Source organism: Enhygromyxa salina (assembly GCF_000737335.2).
In the GTDB taxonomy this organism is placed as follows: Bacteria; Myxococcota_A; Polyangia; order Nannocystales; family Nannocystaceae; genus Plesiocystis; species Plesiocystis salina_C.
The window spans coordinates 100,213-125,025 of sequence record NZ_JMCC02000006.1 but is presented as its reverse complement, the minus strand read 5'-3'; the positions used below and the strand labels follow the sequence as shown (position 1 = coordinate 125,025).

The window sequence follows — 24,813 nt, the reverse complement described above, 5'->3', positions numbered from 1 at the left end:
GAACGAGAGACCGAGCAGGCTCGCCCGGCGGCGGAGAGTTCTCGAGACAGAGGTTGTCGACATTCGCGCACAGTACTCCAACAGTGAATCGCCAGGAAATACGTGGTCACTGGGATGAGCCGAGAACGACCGACGAGCTGTTCCCGGAGGTCTTGACGAGCGAGTCAGAGGCCGGTGTTGGCGTAGCATTCTCCCACCGACCGTGACCATGAAGCAGCACGCGACCGCGTCGACGGCTGGCGCGTCGCAGACTGGTGGGTCCAGAACTCCAGAGAGCTCGCTCGATGAGGTGGTTGGGTTGTTCGTGGGTGCTGTGCCGTCATCTGGCACCGAGTCGGAATCACCGGTTTGCTGCCCTAAGGGGTGCCCGACCAGCATCTCCCGGTCGACGCCGGCGGCAACGTGTAGCGACCGACTCCCCCAACGGCGGGAGAAACTCGCCGGACTTGTCGTGGCGATGCTGGCCCCCTTCGCCGCATCGGGACCTCTGCCGGCACGCACTCTGGTGTCCCGTCCCGCCGGGTTCTTCATCGGAGATGCGGCCCAAAGTGGGCCGCTTTTGCTCACAGACATGGGTGAACACGCACCGCTCGGTGTGTGCTCGCCGGAGATGGTCCGGGCTGGATCGGTGCCGCAGCGCGCTCGCAGAACGGCGCGCGCCAACGTGGGCCAGCGGTCGGTGGGTGTTAGCATCCAGATCGGTGCGCAGCCAATCCTGAGTGTGCGTCGAAGCTGGGGATCTGCTGCGTGTGCCGCGGTCGGCGCGGGGCATTGCGCGATGGGTGCTGATCGCAGACGATCCGCACCGATGTCCAACAAGGTCTATGCCAACGGCCGAAGAGTCATCCACGCAGGAGACGGTCAGACCTTCGTGGCCGCGACACCCGATGCATGCAAGACACCCAGCCCCAGCGGGCCGGTCCCGGTCCCGTACCCAAACACCGCCAAGAGCGGCGATCTTGGCGGCGGGACCAAGAAGGTGACGATCGGCGGCAGCTCCGTGGCGATTCGTGGCGCCAAGCTCAGGACCAGCACGGGCGACGAAGCCGGGACCGCGGGCGGCGGGTTGATGTCGGCCAAGACCAAGGGCGCGGTGAGCTGGGGGTCATGCAGCCTCGACGTCTGCTTTGAGGGCCAGGGGGTGATCCGGTTCTTCGAGCCGACGCTCCACAACGGCAACATGGCCAACGCCAGCAGCTCGAGCCCGGCGACAGCTACATGGTGGCGCCGGGGGACCCCGAGGTGAAGTGCCTGCATTGTGGGAAGCCGTTTGAAGATCATGAGTTTCCGGAATTGAAGACGGACGTGGATCAATACAAGAACGGTGTGGACAAGTTTCGGAAGAAGAAGAGCGCGAACACGGTGGGCGGGTTGCAGGTGGATTGTGGGGGTAGCTTGCAGACCTTCACCGCGCATGCGGGGTCGATGCCTGGGTGGTTGCCCTCGGGGGGACCGATCTTCAACTTCAAGACCGGGAATCCAATCGACCTCGAGAAGGACGAACTCCGGTCGCTCCAGACGGGAGGTAATCGCTACAGGATCGGGAACTGCGTCGAACAGAAAGCCCTTCACCAAGCCTGGGTGAACGGGAAGGGGAAGTTTCCTTTTGGCTGCGGACTGACGATGGGTGTCGGCGCGAACCTGGGGGGCCCGCCAAACAAGATGTGGAGCGCGAAAGAACTCAAGAAGGGGATGTTGGCCCCCTGCTACACTTGCCGTGAGGTCATGATGGCCATGCTGTGCCAGAACGACCCGAAGAAGTAACGATGCAACTCTCTGAACATCGAGCATCACAGGTCCTCGCCCTCCTCGCGGAGTTTGCACCGCAGCAGCGCAGCGAGGTCCGGGGGCTACCTGACGAAGCGATCTCCGTCGTTCAGCGCGATTTGGGATGTGTATTGTGCGCCGGGCATATCACCTTCCTCCGGGTGTTTGGTGCAACTCCCAAAGGCGCGATGAACCCGTTCATGTACGACTGCGACTTCTCCCTCGACGCCATGCGGGACTACTACCACCGGTTTGAGGAGACCCCTGTCAACGAAGTCATGTTCTGGGCGTATACCCATCAGCGTTGGACTCCCGGATACTTGTTTGCCAGCAGTCCCGACATTCAGGACCCGGGTGCTGGCGCGGCGACGGACCGGGTGCTCGAAGAGTCGTTCTGGAACGAGCTTCTGTTCGACGGCTACGTATTTCTGATCTCCAAACGCTACGAGCACAAGGGCCTCAGCGGCTGGCTTTGGGAGGGCCGCACGTTCCCACTCGACCGCGCCGCCGAGCCCTATACCAACGTCGAGGCTACCCTCACGAAGCTCGGCTTCGAGCCATGGATGGACATGGCGAACGCCCAGACCATGATGCGCCGTGACAACACCATCGTGTGGTTCGGCCGCGCCGGCACCATGCCGATCCTCGATGATTGGAGTTTGTGCCTGAGCGCCCCCGACCCCCGCGAGCAACGCGAACTGTGGGAAGTCCTCGCTGATCACGTCGGCCTCGTCGACCACCCGCGCCACCGATGATCCTCGACAACCTCACCCCGTGGCCCGTCGAGGCGTTCCCGAGCTACGACGTCCACGGCCGCGACATCCTGGTGGTCGTCGCGGCAGCCAGCTTCGACATCCCCGCCCCAGACAGTGCCGCGCTGCGCCCCAGCGCCGAGCAACCCCCGGTGCCGCTCGAAGACCGGTTTCATGCGCAGCCAGGCATCTCCGGCCCGGTCCAAGCAGCTCAGACCGCTCCATTGCGGCCCGGCGCCGACATCTATGTTCGCGGCTGTATTCGCTGCGCCGTACCTACCCGTGCGGTCGAGGTCAGACTCGAAGTCGCCGAGCTCCGGCGCACCGCTTGGGTTGTCGGCGACCGCCATTGGCGTCGTCGCGTCGGCGGCTGGGAGGCCAGCGAGGCCGAGCCCTTCGTGACCCTGCCGATCGCGTGGGAGCGCTGCCACGGCGGTCCGCATGAGTCCCGCAATCGCGTCGGCTGTCACCCACCAAGCGGGAGTTTGGAGGGCCTCGCGCTGCCCAACTTCGAGCACCCTGGCGCGCTGATTCAACAACCACAGACTCGCCTCGCGCCGCTCGGCTTCGGCCCAATCCCGCCGCAGTGGTCCCCACGGCTCGAACGCGCTGGCACGTATGACGAGGAATGGCAGCACGCGCGCGCTCCCTATTGGCCCGAGGATCTCGACCTGCGCTTTTTTCATGCTGCGGCCGAGGGCCTTCGCCGCGCTCACTTCGTCGGCGATGAGTCGATCACGCTCGTCGGTTTTCTGCCCGACCAGGCCCGACACTTTCGCTTGCCGAGCCTGCGCTTGCTGCTGAAGTCTCGCTCGAGCAGCGGCGCGGTCGCTCGGCAGCTGCTGCGAGTCGACGGTCTCGAGTTCGACCTCGACGCCGAGCGCTTGACCCTGTACGCCCGCGCGACGATCGACCTCGACGAGGGCCTTGGTCGCTTTTCTGGCGCGAGCCTACGATCCCTGCACGACTGGGAGTCCTCGCCGTGAGTGGTCTCGTGATCGCCACAATCGGCGCGAGCGCAGCCTTGGCGACCAAGGCGAGTGAGCTGCAGGCGGAGCTGGCAACAGGCGCCGTAGCTTTTGAACAGCAGCCCAGCCCGCGGGGTTTCGTGACCGTCGCCGCGCTCGATTCCCTCGACCGCGGTCTCGACCGCCAGCAACGTCGCCGCGCGCTGCTCGAGTACGCGCTCGCCGACCTCCTTGCGCGAACGCCCAAGCTCCACCAGCCAGTCTTGGTCGTCGTGGTCTCCGACACGGATCAAACAGCTGACGCCACCGCGCAGGACCTCGCCCAGCTCGCCACCGGGAAGCTCGAGCTTGGTCCAATGGAGCGGGTTAGCCACGGTCGCGCGGGCTGGTTCGCCGCGCTGTGCCGGGCCGAAGCGCTGCTGCAAGACAGCCGCGTCGAGGCAGTGCTCGTCGTCGCCACCGATAGTCACTGCGACCTCGCCTCGGTCGCGGCTTTGGCCAGGGCCAGCGCGATCCTCGGCGAGGACAACCGCGATGGTCTGATCCCTGGCGAGGGTGCCTGCGTCGCGCTGTGTTGCCGCGCTGACTCGCCGCTCGCTCAGCTTGGCGGCGCAACGCGGTGCGAGGTCGTGGGCGTCGGTCGCGAGCCGGCGCCCTTCACCGGCCCGCGGCCCAACCTGTCACAGGGGTTGAGCGCGCTCTTCGAACAGCTCGGCGCGCGTTCACCCGGCGCGACGGAGCTGGTCGTCGACTGTCAGACAGGCGAATCGCGCTTTACCAAAGAATTCCACGCGGCGTATCTGCGCAACGGCCCGCTGATGCCCGAGCCGCTCGTGACCCAATCGACTGCGGCGCCCTTCGGCGACGCTGGCGTCGCTACGCCTGGGCTCGCGCTGCTCATCGCCCAACAGTTTACGGGCCCACACGGGCGTGCGCTGATCTATGCGAGCGATGACGCTGGTCACCTCGGCGCGGCGATCATCGTGAGCCCCGAGCGCTCGGTGTTGCGCCAACGCCTGAGCGAGCTGTGGTCGGACCCCAACCAACGGGACGCGGCGGCGGGCTACCGCGGCCGCGAGGACAGCCTCGACCGCCACCTCGAGGAGCTTGGCTATCTGCAGCTCGACCGCCTCGATGATCTCGACAGTGCTCAGACACCGTGGTTCGAGTTGTTCCCGATCGAAGCACGCATCCAGGCCCACCTCGACGCGCTCGCGCTCGGTGGGGCGAACACGATCGAGCGTGCGACTTTGGCGTGTAGCGAGACGGCATTCGATCGGTCTCGAGGTGCGTTGTTGGTCGCGGCGTCGTGGTTCACCGCGCCACCACTGTTGGAAGCGGTGTGTCGGCTCGCAGCACAGATGGACGCCGTAGAGCTCGACGAGCTCGCTGGCGCCATCGAGCTCGGCACACATCCAGCCCCGCTCGTGTCGGCGCTGTTGGCTCACGAGTCGGGCGACGTGAGGCGCTGTGGCGTCGAGCTGGCGGCCGCTGTGACGGACATCCCCGAGCCGGAGCTCGCCGCGTTGTTGAACGATGAGACCGAGTCAGTGCGCGGGGCGGCGGCGATCGCCCTGGCTCGTCGCGGCACCACGCAGCGCACCGACCTGTTGGTCGCGGCAGCGACACGCGCGCCCGAGACCGTGGGCTACGTGGCTGCGCTGGTCTGGCTTGGCCACGCCGGCGCCCTGAGCCGATTGCGCTGGCTGTTGGGCCAAAGTCCCCCGATCGCCGAACAGGCCGCACGCTGGCTGTCGATTGCAGGCGAGCCCGGCGACATGCGGGCGATTCACGAACGCCTGACGCAGCTCGAGGCGACTCCGACCGCCCTCGAGGCGCTCGGCAACGCCGGATTGGTCGAGAGCCTGCCCTTCTTGCTCGATGGCCTCGACCATGACGACGAACCTGTCGTCGAAGCGGCCGCCTGCGCCCTCGATCGCATCACCGGCGCCGGCCTGCGCGAAGACCTGCTCGACGAGGACGGCCTGCTCGAGGTTCGTCGCTGCATCGACCCGAAGACTTGGCGAACGTGGCTCGACGGCCGACAGTGGCCGGCTGGGCGCTTGCGTGATGGCCAACCGTTTAGCGTGCAGGCGTGTTGGAACGAGCTGATCGCAGGCTCGAGTGAGCGGCTGCGACGGCGATGGGCGGCCGATGAACTCGCGCTACGAGGGGGCGCCGCGACGCAGGTCGTTGTGCGGTGGTCGGTGGACAGGCAACGAAAGGCGCTTGATCGTTGGGGTAATGAGCTGCGGCGGCTGGGGGTGCTCTGACGAGGCCGCGGCGTCGATGGCCGAAATCCGTGAATGCGAATAAGATGATCCTGGCCAACCGAACATTCGCGTTCGCGCCGGACACACACCGTTCGATGCGTGACCGGGCAATCGCTATAACTATATGATATCATTGAATAATATTTGGCATATCGAGCACGCGCCGAACGGTGCGTGGCCGGCGAGAACGTGAATGCTCGGTTCAGAGTCCGCCCCATTCACGTTCATGCATTTCGAGCTTCAAGCATCGGAGCGCGCGAGCGTGGCGTTGGTGTGAAGTAGGGCGTAGTACGCGTGCAAGCGCCCGCGGCGATGCCCGGGCTCCGCCGGGCTCGCCGGGCCCTTGGGGCGGCGAAGTGTTGTGATCTGGTCGAGCGCCCGCTGCTGCACTTGTTTCAGAGCCTTGTTGACGCAGTCTGGCGTGCAGGCAACGAGAAGTTGAGCCGAGATCTCGGCGATCGAGAGTCGCCCGGCGTGGAGTTGGCCGTAGCGGAGCAGTGGCGTGCCAGCTGCCGCGTTGAACAGCGCGCAGAGTTCGACCTCGTCGAGCACGATGTACCCCGCGTCATGCGGCAACTCCCCAACGCTCATTTGCTGGTCTTCGAGGATCAGCAGGTGACCATCGGGACGCAGGCAGGCTCGCAGCCGATCCATGAGCCTTGGCCAGTCCTGCGGCGAGACCTCGTGGAGCACGTTGCACAGAACAACGGCATCCATCTTGTCGGCAGCGTCGAGTTGGTGTTGCCGTAGGTCGTCACAGTAGCGGTGCGTGACCTCGCTACCTTCGAGTCGTGCGAGTTGGGCGCGGCAAGTGCTCGCGTCCGCGGGATCGGTGTGTTCAGGATCGTTGTAGACGTGGTAGCGCAGTCGGGCTCGGTCCCCGGTCGGCAAGGCGGCGATCGCTTCGATCAAGCGTCCCCGTCCGGCGCCGTACTCGAGCACGCGCACGTCTTGCTCGGCCGCTTGCAGTAGCTCGCTGATGTGCGTCACGAAGTGCGCGGCCTGGGGGTCGCCGTCGCGTAGAGGCAGCACGCCGGCTGCTAGCAGGCACTCGGCAGCGAACTGATGAAAGGCCAGGCTGCCGGCGTCGGTCAAGAAGGTGCGCAACCGCTCGGTGCCATCGTTCTCGCCCAGCAGGCCGCCGAGCACTCGCTTCATTTGATTGCCGGCCCAGCTCGGGCGGCCCTGGTCCATGCTGTAGATGTGCCTCGGTCCGATCCAGGCGAGCAGTGGGATCGAGTGCGTCGCCACCCAGATCTGCGCGGGGTGGAGCTCGGCGAGGCGGGTTATCGCCTCGATGAGCGCATGCGGATGCAGGTGCAGCTCCGGTTCGTCGATGAGCAAGATCGCGTCGCGGAGGTCGGCGACCTCCTCATGAATGAGCTGGGCCCAGCGCAAGAGCACACGCTGACCCTCGGACAGCGTATCCTTGTCGATACGCCGACCATTGAGCGTGGCGAACATCGACGTGCCTCGAACATGGATGTCGAGTTCGGCGCCGATCAGCGCGCGGACGGTGGTAGCGAAACGGTTTGCTCGCTCGTGCAAATCCTCGTTGCCCTCGAGCCACATTGGGTGTGCCGCGAGAAACCGGGCCTGGGCGAGTTCTTCAAGCGCGTCTTTTGGGAAGGCCCGAAGGTCCTTGTCCTGGATGTCGGTGTCGTGATGCTGGCGCCTACTTCGATAGAGTTGGCTGCGTTCGTCACCAGCATACAAGTACACTACGCGGGGCCAACGGCCGGTCTTCGCAAACTCCCGCCACCCCCCATCGCTAGTCCGGTAGCGACCCATGAAGCGCTTCATGGCGCCGAGAATCTGCTTGCGTTTCTCGTCGGGTTCGGCGGATGCATCACATGCAAACCTGCACGTAGCGTTGACCTGCTCGGTCCAGTCGTGGTCCTCGGGATTGGTGATGGCAGCGAAGTCCTCGAACTCCCTGCGGTCCGTCTGCAGCTGTTCGGCCAGGAGCCGCAGCAGCCGCGTCTTGCCAGCGCCGTTGGGGCCGGTGATGGCGACGATCGAGCCGAGGCCGGTCAGTGGCTGGTCAGCGACGAGCCCGTACTCGCGCGCGAGTTCGGCATCGAGTTGGATCCTCTCGAACATGCATCATCCTTTCTCAGCGCGTTGGTAGTTGAACTTGGCGTCGAGGCCCAGGGCGATCTCGATTTCGCGGCACAGCGCGGCCGAAAATTGGGGATCGGCGCTCGGCGTGGCTCGAGCGGTTGGAGCCGTGGGCTCGTCGGCTAACCCAACGGGGGGCCAACGATGTGGGAGAGGCCGTCGGTTTCGGCGAAGCGACCAGGGCACATGGAGCAGCCCGTCGAGGGTTGACGTGATGTTGCAGACGTTTTAGCGAGGTAGCAAGCCCTTGAGCGTTCGGTTGTCGAGGTACGGCACCTGGAGCCGGTTCAAGCGCCCCGCCCCATCCTTGTACAGCAAGTCCCCCTTGCCGAGAAGGGTCTCGGCGCCATTCTCATCGAGAATGACCCGACTGTCCTGGTTCTGCGGCAATTTCAGTGCAAAGCGATGAAGGATGTTCGCCTTGATCGCCCCCTTGAGGATAGCGGCGTCAGGCCGTTGCATGCAGATGATCAGGTGGATCCCGGCGGCGCGAGCCTTCTGTGCCAGGTGCCCGATCGCGGCCTCAAAGCGGCTCCGATCAGCCTTGTCCGTGAACGACAAGATCATCGCCGAATACTCATCGAACACGCCGACTACATACGGAAGAGCATCGCGAGGGTTCTCCTCGTTGAACTCTGCGAGGTTGTCGCAGAACGCATCCGTAATCACCTGAATCCGCCGGTCCATCTCAGAGACGAGTTCCTCTGCCAGCGCAAGCGCCGCACCTGGGTCCGACGCCATCGCTCGCCCTCGGCTGTGGGGTGCCTTCGTGAAGATCTTGAAGTCCATCGGTTTGCTGCTCGACAGATGGATCTCCAATTCCTTGGGCGAATGACTCAAGAGCAGGGTCAAGATAACCCCACGCAGAAACACCGTCTTGCCGCTACCGGTGGTCCCAGCTACGAGCATGTGAGGCATCTCCGCCAAGTCTGCCCACAGGGCCCTCCCCGTCACGTCGATGCCGGCGCAGAACCCCAGTTGGAGTTCCGCCCGCGCCGCCCGAAACGAAGCATGCTCGTACACTTCTCCGAAGTCGACAGCGTAAGACATGCCCGCGACGGGAAGGTCTAGCGCAATCGAGTGCCGCTCCGGGACGTTGCTGATGTGAATGTCGGAAGCCTCCGTCCCCACGACCCGAGCAATATCCTCACTACAACGACGCACCGAGTTGATCGACTCGCCGGCCTCGAGGCGTACATACGCACGCAGTAGACGAGGGCCGCGGTCGACTTCTCGTGCTGACGGGGCGCCCGCGACACGGATCTTGTGGCCATTGAGCGCTTGCTCGAGACGCTTGGTCACCGCAAGTACGGCGTCATCGGGATACGGGGCCATTTTCACCGGGATGTCGCTTGCATCCTTCAGGCTCAAGACGTCGGCTACATCCTCTTGTGCGACCTCCACACTCGGTTTCTCCACGGGTGCCGGTTCGGGCGGCGCCGGGACGACTTCCGGTTCTGAATTATCTTCATGCTCGGCCACCGCGACCCCCTCCGGGACGGAGTCAGCTTCCCGACTTGCCTCCGTTGTTACATGCGATTTACCTGGCGATGTCTGCACCGTCGTGTAGCGTCCCAGCCGGGGCAGGGTTGAGGCCGGGTTCTCCACCAAGGTTGGGCTATTATCTAGATTGAAAGCAAGCCACTCGACGTGCTTAAATCCCAGCGTCACGACCCGCACGCCATCTTGAATCCGGGTACTGATCGGGGGGACATTGTCGCTGTCTCCTGTATAGAGCAAAAATGCATCACCGAAGAGATTCTGCCCATCGGCCCCGATCATATAGTCGACCGTGTAATTGCTCGTCGCCAGGTTCGTGGAGAACGCCGGGATGTTCAGGAACTTGTAGACGTCGCGGGAGAGAGCGCCCATCGCTACAGCTTGCTCGAGTTGGGCCTTCAACAACAGCGAGAGCAACTTGTTCTTGAAGGGGGCATCGACGGTCGTATTTCCCCCACCTAGGTTGCTACGGAAGAGTTCATTGGTTCCCTTGACCTGAGCGACCGCCTTGTCCCTGGCGCCCAGTATGGTCCTGCCGAACTTCACCTCGACAATCCGGCCGTAGAGCCGCGAAGGCTGTCCGTCCTCAGTCTTAGTCAAGTACATCACCAAGATATCGTCACACCATTTTTCCCCGTCGTCAGTCTTGCGCTGCTTCCTGTAGCGATGGATCAGGCCGTCTGACTTCTTCAGCCGCGCAGCCGGTGTCGCGCGGATGAGCTCTTCGAGGCTGATGAACACCGGTACGACATCGCCGACCGATGTCTTGATCACTGACCCTCCGCCGTCGCCACCTTCAACCCGGCGTAGCCAGCGGTAAGCCAATGCGGCGCCGATATTCCCCATCAATCGTGTTCGTTGGTCCTTGTCGGCGAGGCTTCCGACCAAGAAATCCAGGGCCCACGACCCAGAGAGTGCGTTGATGTCGCTGAGGATATCATGAGCGGCATCCCGCGCATCCTGCTCACGCCCCTCCATATCCATGCCAACCAGCGAGAGCATCTCGCTGAGCTGGTCGTAGTATGGCTCCGCACGCGTGGTCGCCGTGATCGTGTCGAAGCCTGGACTTTGTGGGACTTCCTGGTCGCTATACTCGATGATCGTTGGTGTGTTCTCGTCCCCGTTCCCCTCAAACAACTCGAGGCTGAGCTCGCGATCGAGGTGCACGACCCAGTCGCTGTGCTCGTAGGTAGGGGCCATGCTCGCCAGGTTGGGGAGTCGACAGTCCCAGAACAACGCCTTTTCGGGGCTTGGGTCGGAGTCCTTGCAAGCTCGCTGCAGCGCGAGGATGGCTGCTAGCGCGCCGCGTAGGCCCTGCGATTCGGGTGGCACCCATAGACCCCGGCGACTGGTGAATTCTCCGCGTGAGACGCCCGGGAGCGTCCGTCGCAGGTAGGTGGTAAGTAACCCATCACCGAACGCCCCATCCCAGCCATCGGCGAGCAACCCAGTCTTCGGGTCCTGGGAGTGCGAGTCAACCAGGCCACGCGCGAAGCACAAGTGCACGCCATCGACCGGCTTGGCAGGACCGCTTCCCTGACAGCGACGGTACCGCAGCCGGCCGAGGAGGGTCTGGCGAACAACGTCCTCGTCTGCGTTGCCGATCTGCGCCTTGAAGAACTCCTCGAAGCTCGACCCAACCTCATCATCCTGCTGGCCACTGGTCGAGAAGAAGAGGACGTCAATCGCCGGGATCTGCTCCAGTGGCAAGATCCGTTGTCGGTTGCGCGGCATGAGAGCGCGCAACCACGCGTGGAGGCCGGCGAGAAAGGGCCGACCATCACCCGGGTTGACGAAGCCGAGGCGCAACGTCCGACGCTCATCTCGGAGGTGGGGGTGCATCTCGAGGTAGCGCTCGAGCTTGGTCGCCACGATCCGCGAGATGTAGCCGAGCGAGTCGGCCTGCTCGCCCTGTTTCTTCGACTTGAACTCGAAGTGAAATGGTGCAGCATCCGTCATCCGCAGCCGCCGGTTCCCCGCGTGCTGCAGGTGCCAGTCCTCCAACGCTGAGCGCGGCACGAGTTCGTCGACCTCACCTCGCGTGAGCGGATAGCGTTCACCCTGCGCGTGGAGGTTCCGATCCAAGACGGATTGGTACGCGAGCAAAGCACCAAGCAACCACGGATGAGTTGGCACGACCACCAGCCGCTCCACGCGGCCCTTGTCATCAAGCAAGCGAAGGGTATCGAGTTGAAGGAGCGCGTCGTGAACGGCGCTGTAGGCTGCTGCAGCCAGGCTGCTGCGCGCCGCGCGAGTCCACGCCGCGAGGTACTCGTTGATCTCGTTCGCTGCGCGATGGAGAGGCAACAGTGACAGCGGAACACCGCCGCCCGGTGCGGTCCGCAAGCCCGAGATCTTCTCTTTCGCCAGCTCCCCGATCCCCGCGAACACCACCGCCCGCGCTCGACGCAACTCACTGAGAGACTCCAGACCATCCCCCCACGAGACGGTCCTGAACTCCCCGCTGGAGGGCTTCTCTACGCGACAAGACCCCGAGTCGCCGAGTAGCAGCTCGACCGCATGCTCGTAGACGAAGCCGCGAGCCCGTCCTGCGGGTTGAATTTCGCATTGGACCCCGCCTTGGAGGTCGACCCGCCACGTTGGCCCGACTTGAGAGATATTGCGGACCGCGTCGAGGTAGTGATCGGCGTCGGCGAACGCCTTGCGAGTGCGCGGGGCTGGTTTCTGACCTTCGTAGGCGGCGAGCTCCAACAACGACTCGAGAGGGCTTGTCTCGTCCTCCTCAGCGGGCGTGTCGTCGTACTCGACGACCTGTGGGCTGAGCGGGGTCTCACTAAAGGTCAAGAGCCGCTTGCGGTCGAGATCTTCCTCATCTTCCTCGTCCGTGGTTCGCTCTGCCGGTACGATCCGATCGATGGTGTCGCCGTGATGGAGTTCGAACGATGTCTCTCCCCTAACGATCCAGGCCTGGTCTTCTAGACTCAGTTGCCTCGCCTCCTCGACCAGAATTTGCTCGCAATCGCCAGCGTAGACAGCTAGATCAATCGTGTCATATGGGTTCGCCATCGCGCGCGGACCACTGGCGAGGGCCAGACGCATCACCTGAAACTCGCGTGATGGAGCCTCGAACTCGTAGCGGACCTTGGTGCCCCGCGGGATAACTCGCTTCAAGAGTGGCTTGTTCTTCTCGTCGTTCCACGTGATCAACTGAGGTGTTTGGCGGTCCTTGACCTCGCCCGACATCTCCACGTCGACCCGGAACGGTGAGTTCGCCGTCACGATGAGGTCGACGTTGTTGTCGGTCCCGAGTACACGGAAGAACTGAGCCCCCACCACATCGATCGAGGAGACCTCGAAGCGGAGCTTCGTCCGTTTGCGCTTGCGATTGTCCTGACCGACGAAGGTGCCAGCATCCAGCGTCGACAGTCCCTGTGGCCCTGCATTCGCTATCTTATTCGCCTTTTCGTGATCGTGGGGCAAGACCTCACGAAGCACAGGCTCAGGGTCCACGAGTGGGTCGTTGAGGGTCTCCTCGAGAAATTCACGGACCATGGCGTTGTCGAACAGCCGACTGGCGCCACGCTCGCGACGAAGCTGGTCCTTCTTCTCGAGGACGTGAATACGCTCACCATCTACAAAATTCTGCGACGCATCCGGCAAAAAGCACCCGAGCATAGGTAGCTTGGCGCCTTGTTCGCTAGTCGGCGCGTCAGCAACCTCGTCGATGTAGCGCTCAAAGCGGGCAGTGACGCTTTGCCAGTCGAGTTCGTGCCGGTTGTAGACGTGGTAGACGGAGGCGACATCACAAAGCGACTGAGACGACGCGAGCCCACGATGAGCCAGAATATCCTGAAGCAACAGCCCCAATGATAAGAGCTCGCTGTCGGCGAGGAGGTCCTGTGCGCTCTTTTGAGTCTCGTTGCCTTCGGCGGTGATCGTAACCAAGAAGCGATGACGATCAGCGCCATCCACGTAGTGATCTCGAAGGTAGCTAGCGAAGCCTTCGGTCACGGTGTTCTGGGTAAAAGTTCCTGTGCTCGCGCGGCCTTCGGCCACAACGAGGATCGCTATCAGCTCTGCATCGAGTTCGGGGACGGGGATCGCAGCGAGCACCTCACGAGTCACTTCCCCGTTGTCCGCACGCACATCGAAGCTCACCTCGTTGTCCGCGACCTCAATCAAGCCTGCGTGCAGAGCCTCAGCGACCTTGGGCGGAAGGTAGTCGACGATATGTCGATTTGAGGTTCGCTGGCCTTGTGCGCAAACACGACGGAGGAACACACGGCAACATGATTCGCCAAAAGGGACAGGAATGTGGAGCTTGGTGTTCATGCTAAGCCGACCTCGACAGCATCAAGTTGCGGACGTAGGCAGCTTCACCTGCGTCACTGTAGCGCTCGTATACACCCATCGAACGAAGTCGCTCGAGCAGGCGCCCCCTCTCTTGAGGGTCAAAGGTCAAGCCATATTGCGCGAGCCGCTCCCAGAATTGGTTGACGGGGATCTTCTCGCCGCCAGCACCGACGGTCAGCAAGAGGATCAAGGGCAAGAGCCCAACCCCGAGTTCGAGGTATTTGCCGAGGCCTCGCCGTGTCTGTACAAGGCCGTCTTGGTTGTGCGTGAGCAAGCTCGATGTGACTTGGAGGCCCTGGCGGTACGCACGGCTCCGCGTCGAATTGGCCACGCTCTCGCGGTTGTAGGCCTCATAGAGCCGACGCAACGCGTGCATACCGCTCTGGGCCTCGTAGATCTTTTGGTAGTTGCTCTCGTCGTCCCCCAGCTGCTCCTTGACGAAGCGAACCGAGAGCGCCTCGAGGGCCCGGTGCAGGAACGTTTGGAAGCTCGGGTCCTCGCCCATACGGAGAATGAACTCACTCGGCCCGCGGGTCGCAGCCTCGAGCTGCAGGCGCTCATCTTCGTTGAGTTTTCCGGCCTTCCAACGCGCGGCCAGACCCCATTGTTCGGCGAGGTAGGCTTGGCCCAGTTGTCGCAGACGAGCCAGCATCAGTACGTTGAAGTGGAAGATTGTCAGCTCCCGTCCGAGCTCATTGTAGGTGACCATGGACGGCGATTGCTTGCTCACTCGGCGGAGCATGCCAGCGTCGGGAGCCCGACAGGCAAGCGCGCCGCAAAACGGGTGCTTGTCCTTGGCGCGGCCGATGAAGGTCTTGATGTCCTCGAGGTTCGAGGGGCTTGGCTCCGCCATCTCGCGGAACAGAAGTTTCATCTGCGGATTGAGAAGCGCAGCGACCCGGGGCTGGTAGAGTCCAAGGTGGAAGACCAGCAAGGTGTTGAGGTTGCGGAAGAAGTCCGCTGGGCCCAGGCCCGCTTGGACGAGGCTCCGCAGATCACGTTGGAAGAGAGCCGCAGCCTCGAGGTCAAAAGGGATGTGCCGGTCCTGGTGGGCGCTGTCGTCGAACTGCGGCTCCTCGTCAGCCTTCCAGTCGGTTGACAGCTCGTTGAGCACAGCCTGTTGCGCGAGATCCAGTCCGCTGGGCTCGCGTCGAAATTGCTCGACCACAGAGCGAACCAGATCACGATCGACGCGCCCGTCTTTGTCTCGGCACAGCAACAAGAAGGTCCGCTCGGTAAAGCCCTTGGCCCCCCGCTCGGACTTGTCGGCGCCCTTGACGGCGAGCACATGAAAGGCGAGCGTCATCTTGCGCTTACCCCTGGACTCACGGCGAAACAGACCTTCGAGCTGCGCGAGTTCGCCGTCGAAGACCTCGTCGATGGTCCTCTTTGTGACCTGCCCAGATGTCAGGGCATACAGAATTCGAAAGGGCGTGCGCTCTGGCGCGTCCGCGATCGCTGAATCCGGCGTGATATCCGGCAGGATGCGGCGCTGCCAGTCTCGGTGCACCTGTCGTCCGCGGGCAGCCGCCTTGGGCATTTCGATGTCGAGCCCCTCGATCTTCAGGGTGTCGAGTTCGGCGAGTTTGGGGGTGCCGATGACCTTTTTGACCCATTCTTTGTCGACTGGCATGACGTGGCCTCTCAGTTCGCGCGAGTAATTTTGGGGTAGTCGAAGGCGTCACGATAGAGCCGGTAGAGCCGGTTCTCGTCGCCCCGCCAAACGTAGAGTTCGTGGGTGCTCCGGCCTCCGGTCGCAATCTCGTTTCCGACGCGGTCGCCGATGAACAAGAGCGCCTGAAACTGCGCGAGGTCACGGATAGATGGGCGCTGACCTTCCTTGACCCGATTGAGGAAATCGTGCAGTTCGAGGTCGACGGTCAGTCGCAGCCTGACGATGTCGAGCGTGATCTGTCGCGGTCGGTAGCCAAGCAACTTCAACAGGTTTTGACGCTCCTGGTGAGCTGCGATGTGGATGTCGGGGCGCAGGATCTCACGGATGTTGAACACACGACGAAGCTCGGTCTCATCGGCGTGAACGAGCAGCTGGCTGTGACCTCGGGTGTTGGGTTGGCTGACCTGGAGATAGCGCTTGTCATCAATGTAGCGCCCATTGCCCCGAAGAAATACTTCCTGCACGAGCTCGCCGAGCCTGCTCAATCGGTCCCTGTCGTCACCATCCACCGTCGCGGGGTTGGTGCTGAACGCGCGGTAGGCGGTGAGCAGCGCCTCGAAGTCACTCGCACCCTCAAACTCGAACCACGTTTTGAACGTGTCGGCGTGGAACATCGCATGGCGCCGAACGGCTGCGTCACGCCGGCACCCCTTGAAGCTGGAATCCTCGGGCATCCACGCGCCGAGCGTGCCCAGATCCAGGCCCGCGACGCTCTGCCCTTCGCCCGCGAGATCCTTGATGACGCGCGGGGAGTTGTCCAGCTCGGGCTTGATCGCAAGGCTCGTGTGGAGCTTGTCGAGCTCCTTGACGCTGCTGAACGCGGGGTCGTGCTCGGCGAGTGAGGTCCACGGCTCGCCTGCGCCGGGGTGTTGGAACATCAGCTCGGTGAACTGTCCGGCCAGCAGCCATTCGCCGTCGTGATCTTGTACGCGGGCGCGGACGACGTCGCACGGTGCCAGTGGGGTCCCCTCGCTCGACTCGTAGCGCTCGGTGCCGCCGGTGAGCAAGCGATAGAAGAAAGCCCACAGGTTCCGAGGACTGAGGTGCACCCCCGAGGCGAGGGCGACGCGATGCAGGGTCGCAAGCACGGCATCGCGAGGCATTTGCAGAGCCAACGACCGCATGTTGAAAGCCACGGGACAGTGCGCGAAGGCGGGGCACTCCTTGCACTCGCCCCACTTTGGCCCCGGGATGCTCTCGGGGTCGTCTGGGTTCAAGCGCGTGATCATGCCGCCAGCGAAGCTCGACTCACGTCCATCGGTGGACAGCAAGTCGCGAAGGTCGAGGTTCACGACCTCAACGCGCCAACGACACGCCGGGGCCGAGGCGTCGTGTCGCCGCAGCCCTAGCTGGCGCTGCAGCTCGCTGTAGAGGCTGCCGAAGTAGCCCCCATGCGACTCCTGGCCGTCGAAAAAACGCAGGACCATGCCGGTGTTCATCGCGATGATGTGGACCTTCTTGCTGTCGCTGGCCTCGACATCCCGAAACGGCGCAAAGAACTCACTCAGGCGGTCCTCTTGAGTGCCATTTGCCGACAGGGCGTGTGTGGCATCCGAGATGGCTCGAATTTGGCCGGTGATCTCGGGTCGGTTCGCCAGTCGCTCGCTGAGGACGCGCTTGAGCAGGTGGCTCTTGCCGTCGCCTGCGTTGCCCGCGAGAACGAACAAGACGGGTTCGCTGCGATCGACGCTCGCGGTGGCACACAGCTCATCGTGCAGCCAGTCCTCGAGCGGGTCGTCGATCTGCATGCGGGTGCGCAAGTAGTCTTGAAGAGGCTGGCGGGGCGCCTGTCCGCTGTTATCGGTGACCACGGAGATCAGCCCGCTTGGTCGCAGTTCTGACAGCAGCTGGATCATGTCGCAGTCGCCAAGACCGGCGAACTGGTCGACCTGGGGCTGCGGTCGTCGCCGCTGGCGCAGCGTCGCCACTCGATGGGATAGCGCGCGCGCGGACACGATGCGGTCATCGAGTTCGCAGACCAACGCGGGAATGAGCTCGGTGAGATCTGCGGCGATGTCCGCAGCCAGGGCAGAGATCTCGGTCGTAGGCCACTCGAGCTTGGCGGAGCCGTCGCGCTTGGGCATGTGCAGATGCTGTTCGAAGCGACGGCGGTGGACAATCTCCCACAAGATGACGCCGAGACTATACAAGTCCACACGGGCGTCGTAGGCGAGGCGATCTTCACCACGCATGATCTCCGGGGCTCGGTAGCCTGGCGTTCCCACAAATGCAGTCTTGAGTGTTTCGCCGTTCTCTTTCGCTACATTGAAGTCGAACAGGCGGAGGCCGACACTCGAGCGCATGATGTTCTCGGGCTTAATGTCGCGATGGACCAACCCGTCGTCGCCACAGACTTCGAGCTGAAGCAGCGCCTCCGCGAGTTGACCGGCACAGTCGAGGACCTCCGCCAGAATCTCCGCGCCGTCGATGTCCCCGCGCCGGCACCAGTCCTCCTCAAACCACTCTCGCATGGTCTTGCCGTCCAGGTACTCGAGCTCGATCAAGCGGCTTGAGTAGACGTCCTCGACTTCCCACGGTTCGTGGCCAGTGCCAATCCGTACGATACGGTAAGTCTGGCCCCCGCTGTGCTCGAGTGCCTCTGCGATCTGCTCTTGAAGCGCACGGAGAAGACGCGCCTCCTGTGCGAGGTGTCCAGCCCACTGTGGCGTCGAGGCAAGCTTGATCGCCACCTTCCGAGTATCCTCAGCGCTGCAGTCCTCGCGCTGGGTGCTTGGCAGGCGCAGGGCCAGAAACACTTTGCCGCTCGCGCCGGTGCCGAGGACCCTGAGGGTCTGATACTGACGCTCCTGTGTGCCGTCGGTGGCCACGACCAGGTTGCTTCGCGTACGTGAATCGTCCATTGCTCACCTCAACCGATCTGTGGTGCCCACCACCAGCCCTCGACGCCGGGCTTGGCCGGCTCGAGGTGAGTCCCGAGTAGTGCCGCGAGCGCCCAGCGCTGGCCAACGTACTCGAGGTGTAGCCCGCTGTCGTCGCGGGGATCGTCGACGTCGCCCTCGAGCAGAAGCACCAGCGGGATGTTCTTCCAGGCGAAGTAGCGCCGCGCCGCGACGAGACCTCCGCGGATGGCTCGCAGGAGGTTGGTCGGATCCTCGTTGGCGGCCGCGAGCAAGCCGTCGAGGCCGGTGAGTCCGAGCGGGGAGGTCTCGAGTGGCTCGGGCAGGTGGCCCTGAACCATGCGCAGCGCGTCGAGGATCCCGAGCCAGGGCCGCGGTACGTCGACGCCTTCGCGCGCGAGAGCGGCGAGGCGTCGACGCTCGATGATGTGGATGCCCTGCTTCATGTCGGATAGCCGTCCATTCTAGGTCTCTTCGTTCGGGGCGAACATCGTGAGCTGGCCGGCCTTCGCGTCTTCGATGGCCTCGGGCCCGAGCCCTTCGATTTGTCGGCGCACGAGGGCGATCAGATCCTTGAGCGAGGTCTCGGCCTTGGCCAGCCACGCGAGCGCCTCGATGATCTGCTCCCACTGGCCCCGCCATCCGTGCATGAGCGCGTCGATCGGGTGGCCCTCCGCCACGGTTCCGAGGACGAGATGGACCTTGTCGATGAGTGGGCCGCCAGCTTGTTTGGACAGCTTGCCCTTGGCGTGGCGCTCGAGGGGCGGGACAGGCTCGAGCTTGGCCTTCTCGTCCTCGACGGGACGGACCAGGCCGGCGTCGAGCAGTGCCTTGGGCCCGTGCTTGTAGCCACGCAGATCCTTGTGGAGGTCGTCGCGGGACCAGCCCTCCTTGCCGACCAAGTGAAGGAGCACGATCTGGGACAGGCTGTCGATGTCCTGGAGTTTGCCAGGCAGCGGGAGTTCTTCGCCACGGACCTCGCGGACGAGGAGCAGGATCCGCTCCATGGCTTCATCGAGGTTCATCGGGTGGCCGTCGCGGTCGAGGACCTTGCCGTAGTGGCGACTGAACAGCATGAGGGCGCGGCCGATCAGGATCATCTGTACGTCGGGGCCGGGGAGGACGTCCTTGCCCTGCTCGATCTCCGCGAGTTGTTCGCGGGCTTGCTTGCGGACATCTCGGCGGAGGCGGGACCAGGGGATTGGCTCGGGGGCCTCGAGGCGCTTGCGGCAAACGTGGATGATGTCGTAGGTGATGCCCTTGGTTGCCTGGATGACGATCGAATTGAGGGCCTCCGAGTGGGTTGGGTAGGCGGCGATGAGGTAGAAACCGGCGTCGAAGAGGGAGGTGAGAAGGCCGGTCCAGCGGTCGCCCTCGGCGTGGTGGAAGGTGAACGCGAGAAGGCCGTCGTCTTTGAGGACTCGGTGACACTCTTTCCAGGCGCGGGTGATCTCGGCAAAAAAGAACGCAGGGCCTTTGTCGGCCCCATTCTCTATTATCTCTTGAGCTTTCAGTGTCGTCTCAGGAATAAATTCGCTGTATTCAGAATGCAGGGCCGTTCGTAGCCAAACATACGACCAGTCGGCCATCTCGGCATATTGTACGGATCCGGCGTAGGGAGGATCGGTCACGATCATATCGAACTCGCCCGCGGAGAACTCGCCAAGTTCGGTAGCCGGCCCGCACCTCAGCTTAGGGGTCCACTGGGATCCGGGAACGTCGTCCACTCCGACCGAATTCAAGTCCGGGCCTAATAAATCGAGGTTTTGCATATAGCAAATCCCTGACCTGACGGCATCAACGCAATTCACGAAAGTACCTCGACCCAATTCCAGAGCCGCGCCGAAAGTTGCGCCCTCCGCAACAGTAGTTGGGTTCCTGTAGTCATGCCCCGCCTGAACGCTCTCAATCTTATTCCCGGCAACATTAAATCGCGTCAACCAAGACTGAAAGCCCAATGTCAACTGAAATGCAGCCAGGAGAGCGTCTCGGATTTCAGCACTAGACTCTTCTGTGATTGCTTTGAGAATCCTGCCTAGTGAAAACAGCTGACGGTCACCGAAGCTATCTACCCATCGCCGGTATTGGTGTATCGTGAGGCGATTCGTATTGTACCCCTCATCGATGACCTGGTGCGGGATCATGCTTTCTCGTGGATCATATACGTCATCCTCTGTGAAGGATGTAGCTTTCTTGAGATCGGCATCCTTCACGCTACCAAACCACTTGTTGTGAGTTGTAGCGAGCCCCGTGTCTCGTGCAACCTCGCTCTTGCCCGAAACATGAGGAGTATGCGCATAGAACGCGTAGTACCTAAAAGGCAGGGGCCGCCCATGCGTCCTTGCAGAGTCAACGATGCTCTGTCGTCGGCCACAGGTCGCACACACGAACTTCCCATTCCCCTGCACGGCGGCATGACGGGGATCAAATGCCACATCCGAGTTGGGGAGTTTGACTTCGTCGGGTATTTTGCCTCGTATCTCAAACAGTTGGCCGGAAGTTGGGTCGAGTAGCACATGCACCGCCACTCGTTTGGTCCCAGCCTTGCATTTCTGTAGAGCAGCCTGCGTCACTTTGCAAGCGCAAACGGGGCATGCCACGCCCGCTGTTGGGTTACCATACACATATTTCGTCTCGGCCGGCCTCCCTTTCCCCCAAGGTTTGTCGCCTTTAACCTGCGGTCCACCCGCCGTAATCGATGCGTGTTCGAATTCCCAGTCAAAGATAGCTTTGCACGACGGACACAACACGTCGGCAGCGTAGGGAACAAGAAACCCGTCCCGCTTCCTTGCCACGATATATGAACTAAAAAGATCAGTCCTCGAATTACATTCAGGATCCGTACAGATGCCCTGTTTGACCCAAAAACCATAGATGATGTCTGCATCCTTTTGTGATATAGGACATACAGTCTTATAGCTATTAAGAAGTGGGTCACGAACTTTTCGTTCAATGCGCCGATAGGCAGCGTCGAACGCCTCAATGTCAATGAGCGTGGTCTCACCCCTTACAACGAACCAAGCTATCGGGTTATAATCGATGCCCGCAACGTCAAACCCGAGTCGCAATGCCTCGACCACCGTCGTTCCGCCTCCCATAAACGGATCCAACACGCGCAACCTGCTCCCGTCCGGCCGCCGCATCCGCAGGTCTTCCCCATGCCCTTTGTAGAACTCCTTCATCAAGTCGATGACATTCCCTTTTTCATCCTTGTAGGGCAGCGCCGATGCCAGCAAGATCGCGCGAAAGATGCTGCTCGATCGCCGAGCGAACCACTTATGCATTTTGTAGATCGGCTTGAACGCATTGCGCTCGCGCACGCTCAGCGGGTTGAGCTGCACGATCGGAAACGAGTGCTCGATGTAGCGGTCCTTGGTCACGGGGTTCCTCGCGAGATGCGCAACAAGATCAGCAGGCGCTCGGGCAGACTCAGCCCACCAGCCTGCAACCACGGCGTTCGTGGTGGGTCGGGCCACGCTAATCGACCAACCGCGAACCGTCGACCGCCGCCAACCCGCACATGCAGGCTGTCACGCGGTGGCGCGTCTCCGGCATCCGGCGCGACCCGCGCGCCGGGGAACGCGGCAGCCCATCGATCACGGATCGCAGCCGCCCGCTCCCCGAGCCCTTCGCCAGGATCGGTTCGCAGGCCATGGCCGAGGTAGACCGTGCCCCAACAACTCAACACCCAGAGCGCGCCAGGCTGTTCGAGCGCCCCGCGCAGGTGTTCTTGCAGGGCATTGCGTCGGGCACGCAACGTCGCGGGCAAGTCGAGTTCATCGCGCGCTCCTCGCGGCAGCGAGACACAGGCCGCCCCCGCACCGCCGGACAATGCGCGAGCAAAGGCGGCATCGGTCTCGGCGACAACGGCCGGGTCAGTCGCCCCAGCGCACCATACCCACGCCGTCGTCGTGCGATCCAACTGTAGAGCCAGCCGCTCGACATACCGGAGCTCGGTGAAGTGCAACCCGTCGACCCGCAAGATCCGATCCTCGGCGTCGAGCTCGACGACCCTCGGAGCCGGGTCATCCTCGTCCGAATCGCCTGCGTCATCCCCGAGTTCGAGCGGGAGCTGCTCACTGGCGAGCATCGAGTAACAGCTGCCCAAGGCCTCGGCCAAAGGCAGCTCGAGCGCCTTGGCCCGCGCTTCACTGGCGAGCAAGGCCGAGAGCAGCGACTCGGGGCTCTCGTCAACCGGCTCGACGATGCAGTCGAGCAACGCTTTGGCCAGAGGGATCTGCAAATGAGCATGCTCGGAGATCGCCTGAACCCGGGCGGCGGTCCACAGATCGACATCGGTGGCTAGCACCCCGAATTCTTCGTCAGGCTCGAGACTCTGAGCTGCGTTCGCCCCCGAGTCCTCGGTCAGCGCCGAGGGCTCGGGCAAGCTGGGTGAAGACCGAGCCTCACGCAGAGCTGCGCGCATGGTGGAGGCGTCGGAGTAGCGCTCGGAACTTCGCGCCGCCAGGCTGCGAGCGAAGACGCTCGAGACCCGCTCGGTGACCTCGCCCCGAAGAGTTTCCAGCGACGCAGGCGCTTGTGTCGTGGTGAGGCCATCCCACGGTGAAGTGCCGGCCAGGAGCTCGTAGGCGATGCAGCCCAGGGCGAACAGGTCGGCCGACGCATCCCAGCCACTCTCGGACAAATCAGGCGGTGTGTAGCGCAAGGTGCCGTCCGGGGTCGCTCCGGCGTCCGTGGTTGGCCGCGCGAGGCCGAAGTCCAGGAGCACCGCCCCCTCGGGACCGACAATCACGTTCTCGGGCTTGAGATCGCGGTGCAGCGAGTCGCCACCGCTGCCGTGCAGAGCTTCGAGAGCAGCGAGCAAGTCGTCGATGAGATCGAGCGCCGTCTCGACCTCTACGGGGCCGTCATCGATGACCTGTCGCAACCCCGGACCCTCGATGTAGTCGAGCAGCAGGTAGGACAGGTCGGGCCCAGCCCCGAGGCTCGTGCGCCCACACCAGTGTGCGCGTGGCACGTGCGGACAATCCAACTTGCGGAGCAGCCGAAACTCCTCCATCGGGTCGTAGCCGGCCGCAGGCGCGTGCACGAGTTTTAGCGCGAACACTTCACCCAGCGGTTCGTTGTCGACGCGATAGACCGTCGAAGTTGCGCTGCGCCCGAGCTCACTGAGCACCATGTTGACGCCCTCGATGATGTCGCCGGGCTCGAGCTGTGGCCGGCCTGACGTGGGTAGAGCCTTCGCGGGCTCGAGTTCTGCTTCGAGCTCGGGCTCGGGATCGGGTGTGGGCTCAGGCTCAGGCGGACGAATCGCTAGCTCGAGTTCGTGCAGGAACGCGGCCGGGTTGTCTGGGCGTTCGCCTGGGTCGTCGCGCAAACAGAGATCGAGAAGCTCGGCGACCTCGGGCGGCACGCACTCTCCGAACAAGAACTGCCCCACCTTTCCCAGTGAGTAGAGGTCGCTGTTGTCGAACACCTCATAGTCGCTGGCGTCTCGCAGCTCGGGCGGCAGGTACGTGCGGCTGATCTGAGGCGCCGCGCCGTACACGGTCCCAGCTGACTCCAACAACCACGCTCGATCGAAGCCGCACAGGCGCGCGTGCCCGTCAGCAGTCAACAGCACGGCCGCGGGCGAGAGGGCCCGGTGCACGATGTCGTGAGCTGCGGCGGCCTCGAGACCGCGGGCAACGTCGCGCAAGATCGAGAGCTTCTCGCTGACCGGGAGCTTGTCGAGGACGCCACGATCGCGCGCGGTCTTGAGGGTGCCCTGAACGGTCCAGTCGGTGACCTCGTAAAACTCGCCCTCGCGCTCGCCAAAGTCACGCAGCTGCGCGATGCAGGGGTGTTCGCCGACCTTGTGCAGGGCGTCCGTGTTGCGACGCAGCACGCGGATGCGCTCGGTTCGCTGCTCGGGGGTGTAGCGGTACTCCGAGAGGTACCAGGCGCGGATCCGGTAGATCCGAGCGTCATCGAGCAAGGCGTGTCGACCCAGCCAGACCGCGGACTCCTGGTCACGCTCCTGGAGGTCCGCGGCCAGATAGCTACCGTAGCGGCGGGGGCTCTCTGGCTTGCCCTCGAACTGCCCTCGAATGAGGTCGCCAAGGCGCTTGAGATCGCGGCGGTAGTCGCCCGGTGCCCGGTCGGTCGACAGACGCTGCGGGTCACGCAGATAGGCGACCAGCTCGGACGGACGCAGGCAGCGACCGGCGTCGGCGTCGTTGACGGCAAAGCTGGCCCGGTCGCTGCCCACGACGAGACAGGCCTGAACATAGGGAGCACCCGCCGACGCCCAGCGGTGGCGCTTGATCTCCGAGGCCAGCACCCGAGCTTTTTGATCGGTGAGCGAGAGTGGGTTCCGCACCACCTGCCCGCCCGAGAGCTGCCACTCTTCGCGGTTGAGCTGACGGATCTGTCGGCGCCAGCCCTTGATCTCGACGACGTACACCGCGTGGGGTCCAATAACGATGGCGTCGTACTCGTAGGCGTGACCGGTCCGTGGGTGGGGCAGGTTGACGTTGGGCGCGACAGCCCAGCTACCCGGCAAGTCGCGCACCAAGATCTCGAAGATCTCGCGCTCGGATTGGTTGACAGGGCCGCCCCCGAGGTCGATGAGCTGGGCCATCG

Annotated in this window: 13 protein-coding genes; 6 read left to right on the top strand and 7 right to left on the bottom strand. The window is 63.3% G+C overall.

The genetic code is table 11. The annotated features are described in order from the left end of the window. Nucleotides 1-808 precede the first annotated feature (808 nt). The 5 genes from DB30_RS03215 to DB30_RS03195 are packed head-to-tail and all read left to right on the top strand — an operon-like array spanning nt 809 to nt 5,760. Nucleotides 809-1,246 (top strand): PAAR-like domain-containing protein, encoded by a 438-nt coding sequence (locus DB30_RS03215; protein ID WP_146657941.1) that lies wholly within the window; start codon nt 809-811, stop codon nt 1,244-1,246. Between the two features lie 47 nt (nt 1,247-1,293). After that, nucleotides 1,294-1,764: a hypothetical protein gene (locus DB30_RS03210; RefSeq protein WP_146657940.1), complete on the top strand. Its 471-nt coding sequence runs from the start codon at nt 1,294-1,296 to the stop codon at nt 1,762-1,764. Between the two features lie 2 nt (nt 1,765-1,766). Next, nucleotides 1,767-2,522 carry a hypothetical protein gene (locus DB30_RS03205; protein ID WP_052546488.1) on the top strand — a complete coding sequence of 252 codons (756 nt, stop codon included), beginning with the start codon at nt 1,767-1,769 and terminating at the stop codon, nt 2,520-2,522. Continuing rightward, nucleotides 2,519-3,505: a DUF2169 family type VI secretion system accessory protein gene (locus DB30_RS03200; protein ID WP_052546487.1), complete on the top strand. Its 987-nt coding sequence runs from the start codon at nt 2,519-2,521 to the stop codon at nt 3,503-3,505. The genes DB30_RS03205 and DB30_RS03200 overlap by 4 nt, the downstream gene beginning before the upstream one ends. Beyond that, the gene (locus DB30_RS03195) at nt 3,502-5,760 is read left to right on the top strand and encodes a hypothetical protein (RefSeq protein WP_052546486.1); all 2,259 of its coding nucleotides are present in this window, start codon (nt 3,502-3,504) and stop codon (nt 5,758-5,760) included. The genes DB30_RS03200 and DB30_RS03195 overlap by 4 nt, the downstream gene beginning before the upstream one ends. Before the next feature lie 240 nt (nt 5,761-6,000). Here the strand turns inward: DB30_RS03195 and DB30_RS03190 are convergent, their stop codons facing one another. Continuing rightward, entirely contained in the window at nt 6,001-7,224 is a 1,224-nt protein-coding gene (locus tag DB30_RS03190; RefSeq protein ID WP_338082180.1) for a methyltransferase domain-containing protein, read from the bottom strand. Nucleotides 7,225-7,239: 15 nt separating this feature from the next. Between DB30_RS03190 and DB30_RS42960 the strand changes: the two genes are divergently transcribed. Next, a complete protein-coding gene (locus tag DB30_RS42960) occupies nt 7,240-8,007 on the top strand; it encodes a hypothetical protein (RefSeq protein ID WP_338082179.1) in 768 nt (255 codons plus the stop codon). A 102-nt stretch (nt 8,008-8,109) separates the two neighbouring features. Here DB30_RS42960 and DB30_RS03185 read toward each other — a convergent pair whose 3' ends face one another. Genes DB30_RS03185 through DB30_RS03160 form a run of 6 tightly spaced genes read right to left on the bottom strand, consistent with a single transcriptional unit; the run spans nt 8,110 to nt 24,811 of the window. Next, nucleotides 8,110-13,674: an FtsK/SpoIIIE domain-containing protein gene (locus DB30_RS03185; RefSeq protein ID WP_146657939.1), complete on the bottom strand. Its 5,565-nt coding sequence runs from the start codon at nt 13,672-13,674 to the stop codon at nt 8,110-8,112. 1 nt (nt 13,675) lies between these two features. Beyond that, nucleotides 13,676-15,328 carry a DNA phosphorothioation-dependent restriction protein DptG gene (gene dptG / locus DB30_RS03180; protein ID WP_052546483.1) on the bottom strand — a complete coding sequence of 551 codons (1,653 nt, stop codon included), beginning with the start codon at nt 15,326-15,328 and terminating at the stop codon, nt 13,676-13,678. A gap of 11 nt (nt 15,329-15,339) precedes the next feature. Further along, complete coding sequence (locus DB30_RS03175; protein WP_052546482.1) at nt 15,340-18,231, bottom strand: protein kinase domain-containing protein; 2,892 nt, start codon at nt 18,229-18,231, stop codon at nt 15,340-15,342. Nucleotides 18,232-18,239: 8 nt separating this feature from the next. Beyond that, a complete protein-coding gene (locus DB30_RS03170) occupies nt 18,240-18,674 on the bottom strand; it encodes a hypothetical protein (protein ID WP_052546481.1) in 435 nt (144 codons plus the stop codon). Between the two features lie 18 nt (nt 18,675-18,692). After that, on the bottom strand, nt 18,693-21,608 hold the full coding sequence (locus DB30_RS03165) for a DUF1156 domain-containing protein (protein ID WP_165703606.1): 2,916 nt from the start codon (nt 21,606-21,608) through the stop codon (nt 18,693-18,695). Beyond that, nucleotides 21,605-24,811: a protein kinase domain-containing protein gene (locus DB30_RS03160; protein ID WP_052546479.1), complete on the bottom strand. Its 3,207-nt coding sequence runs from the start codon at nt 24,809-24,811 to the stop codon at nt 21,605-21,607. The genes DB30_RS03165 and DB30_RS03160 overlap by 4 nt, the downstream gene beginning before the upstream one ends. Nucleotides 24,812-24,813 lie beyond the last annotated feature (2 nt).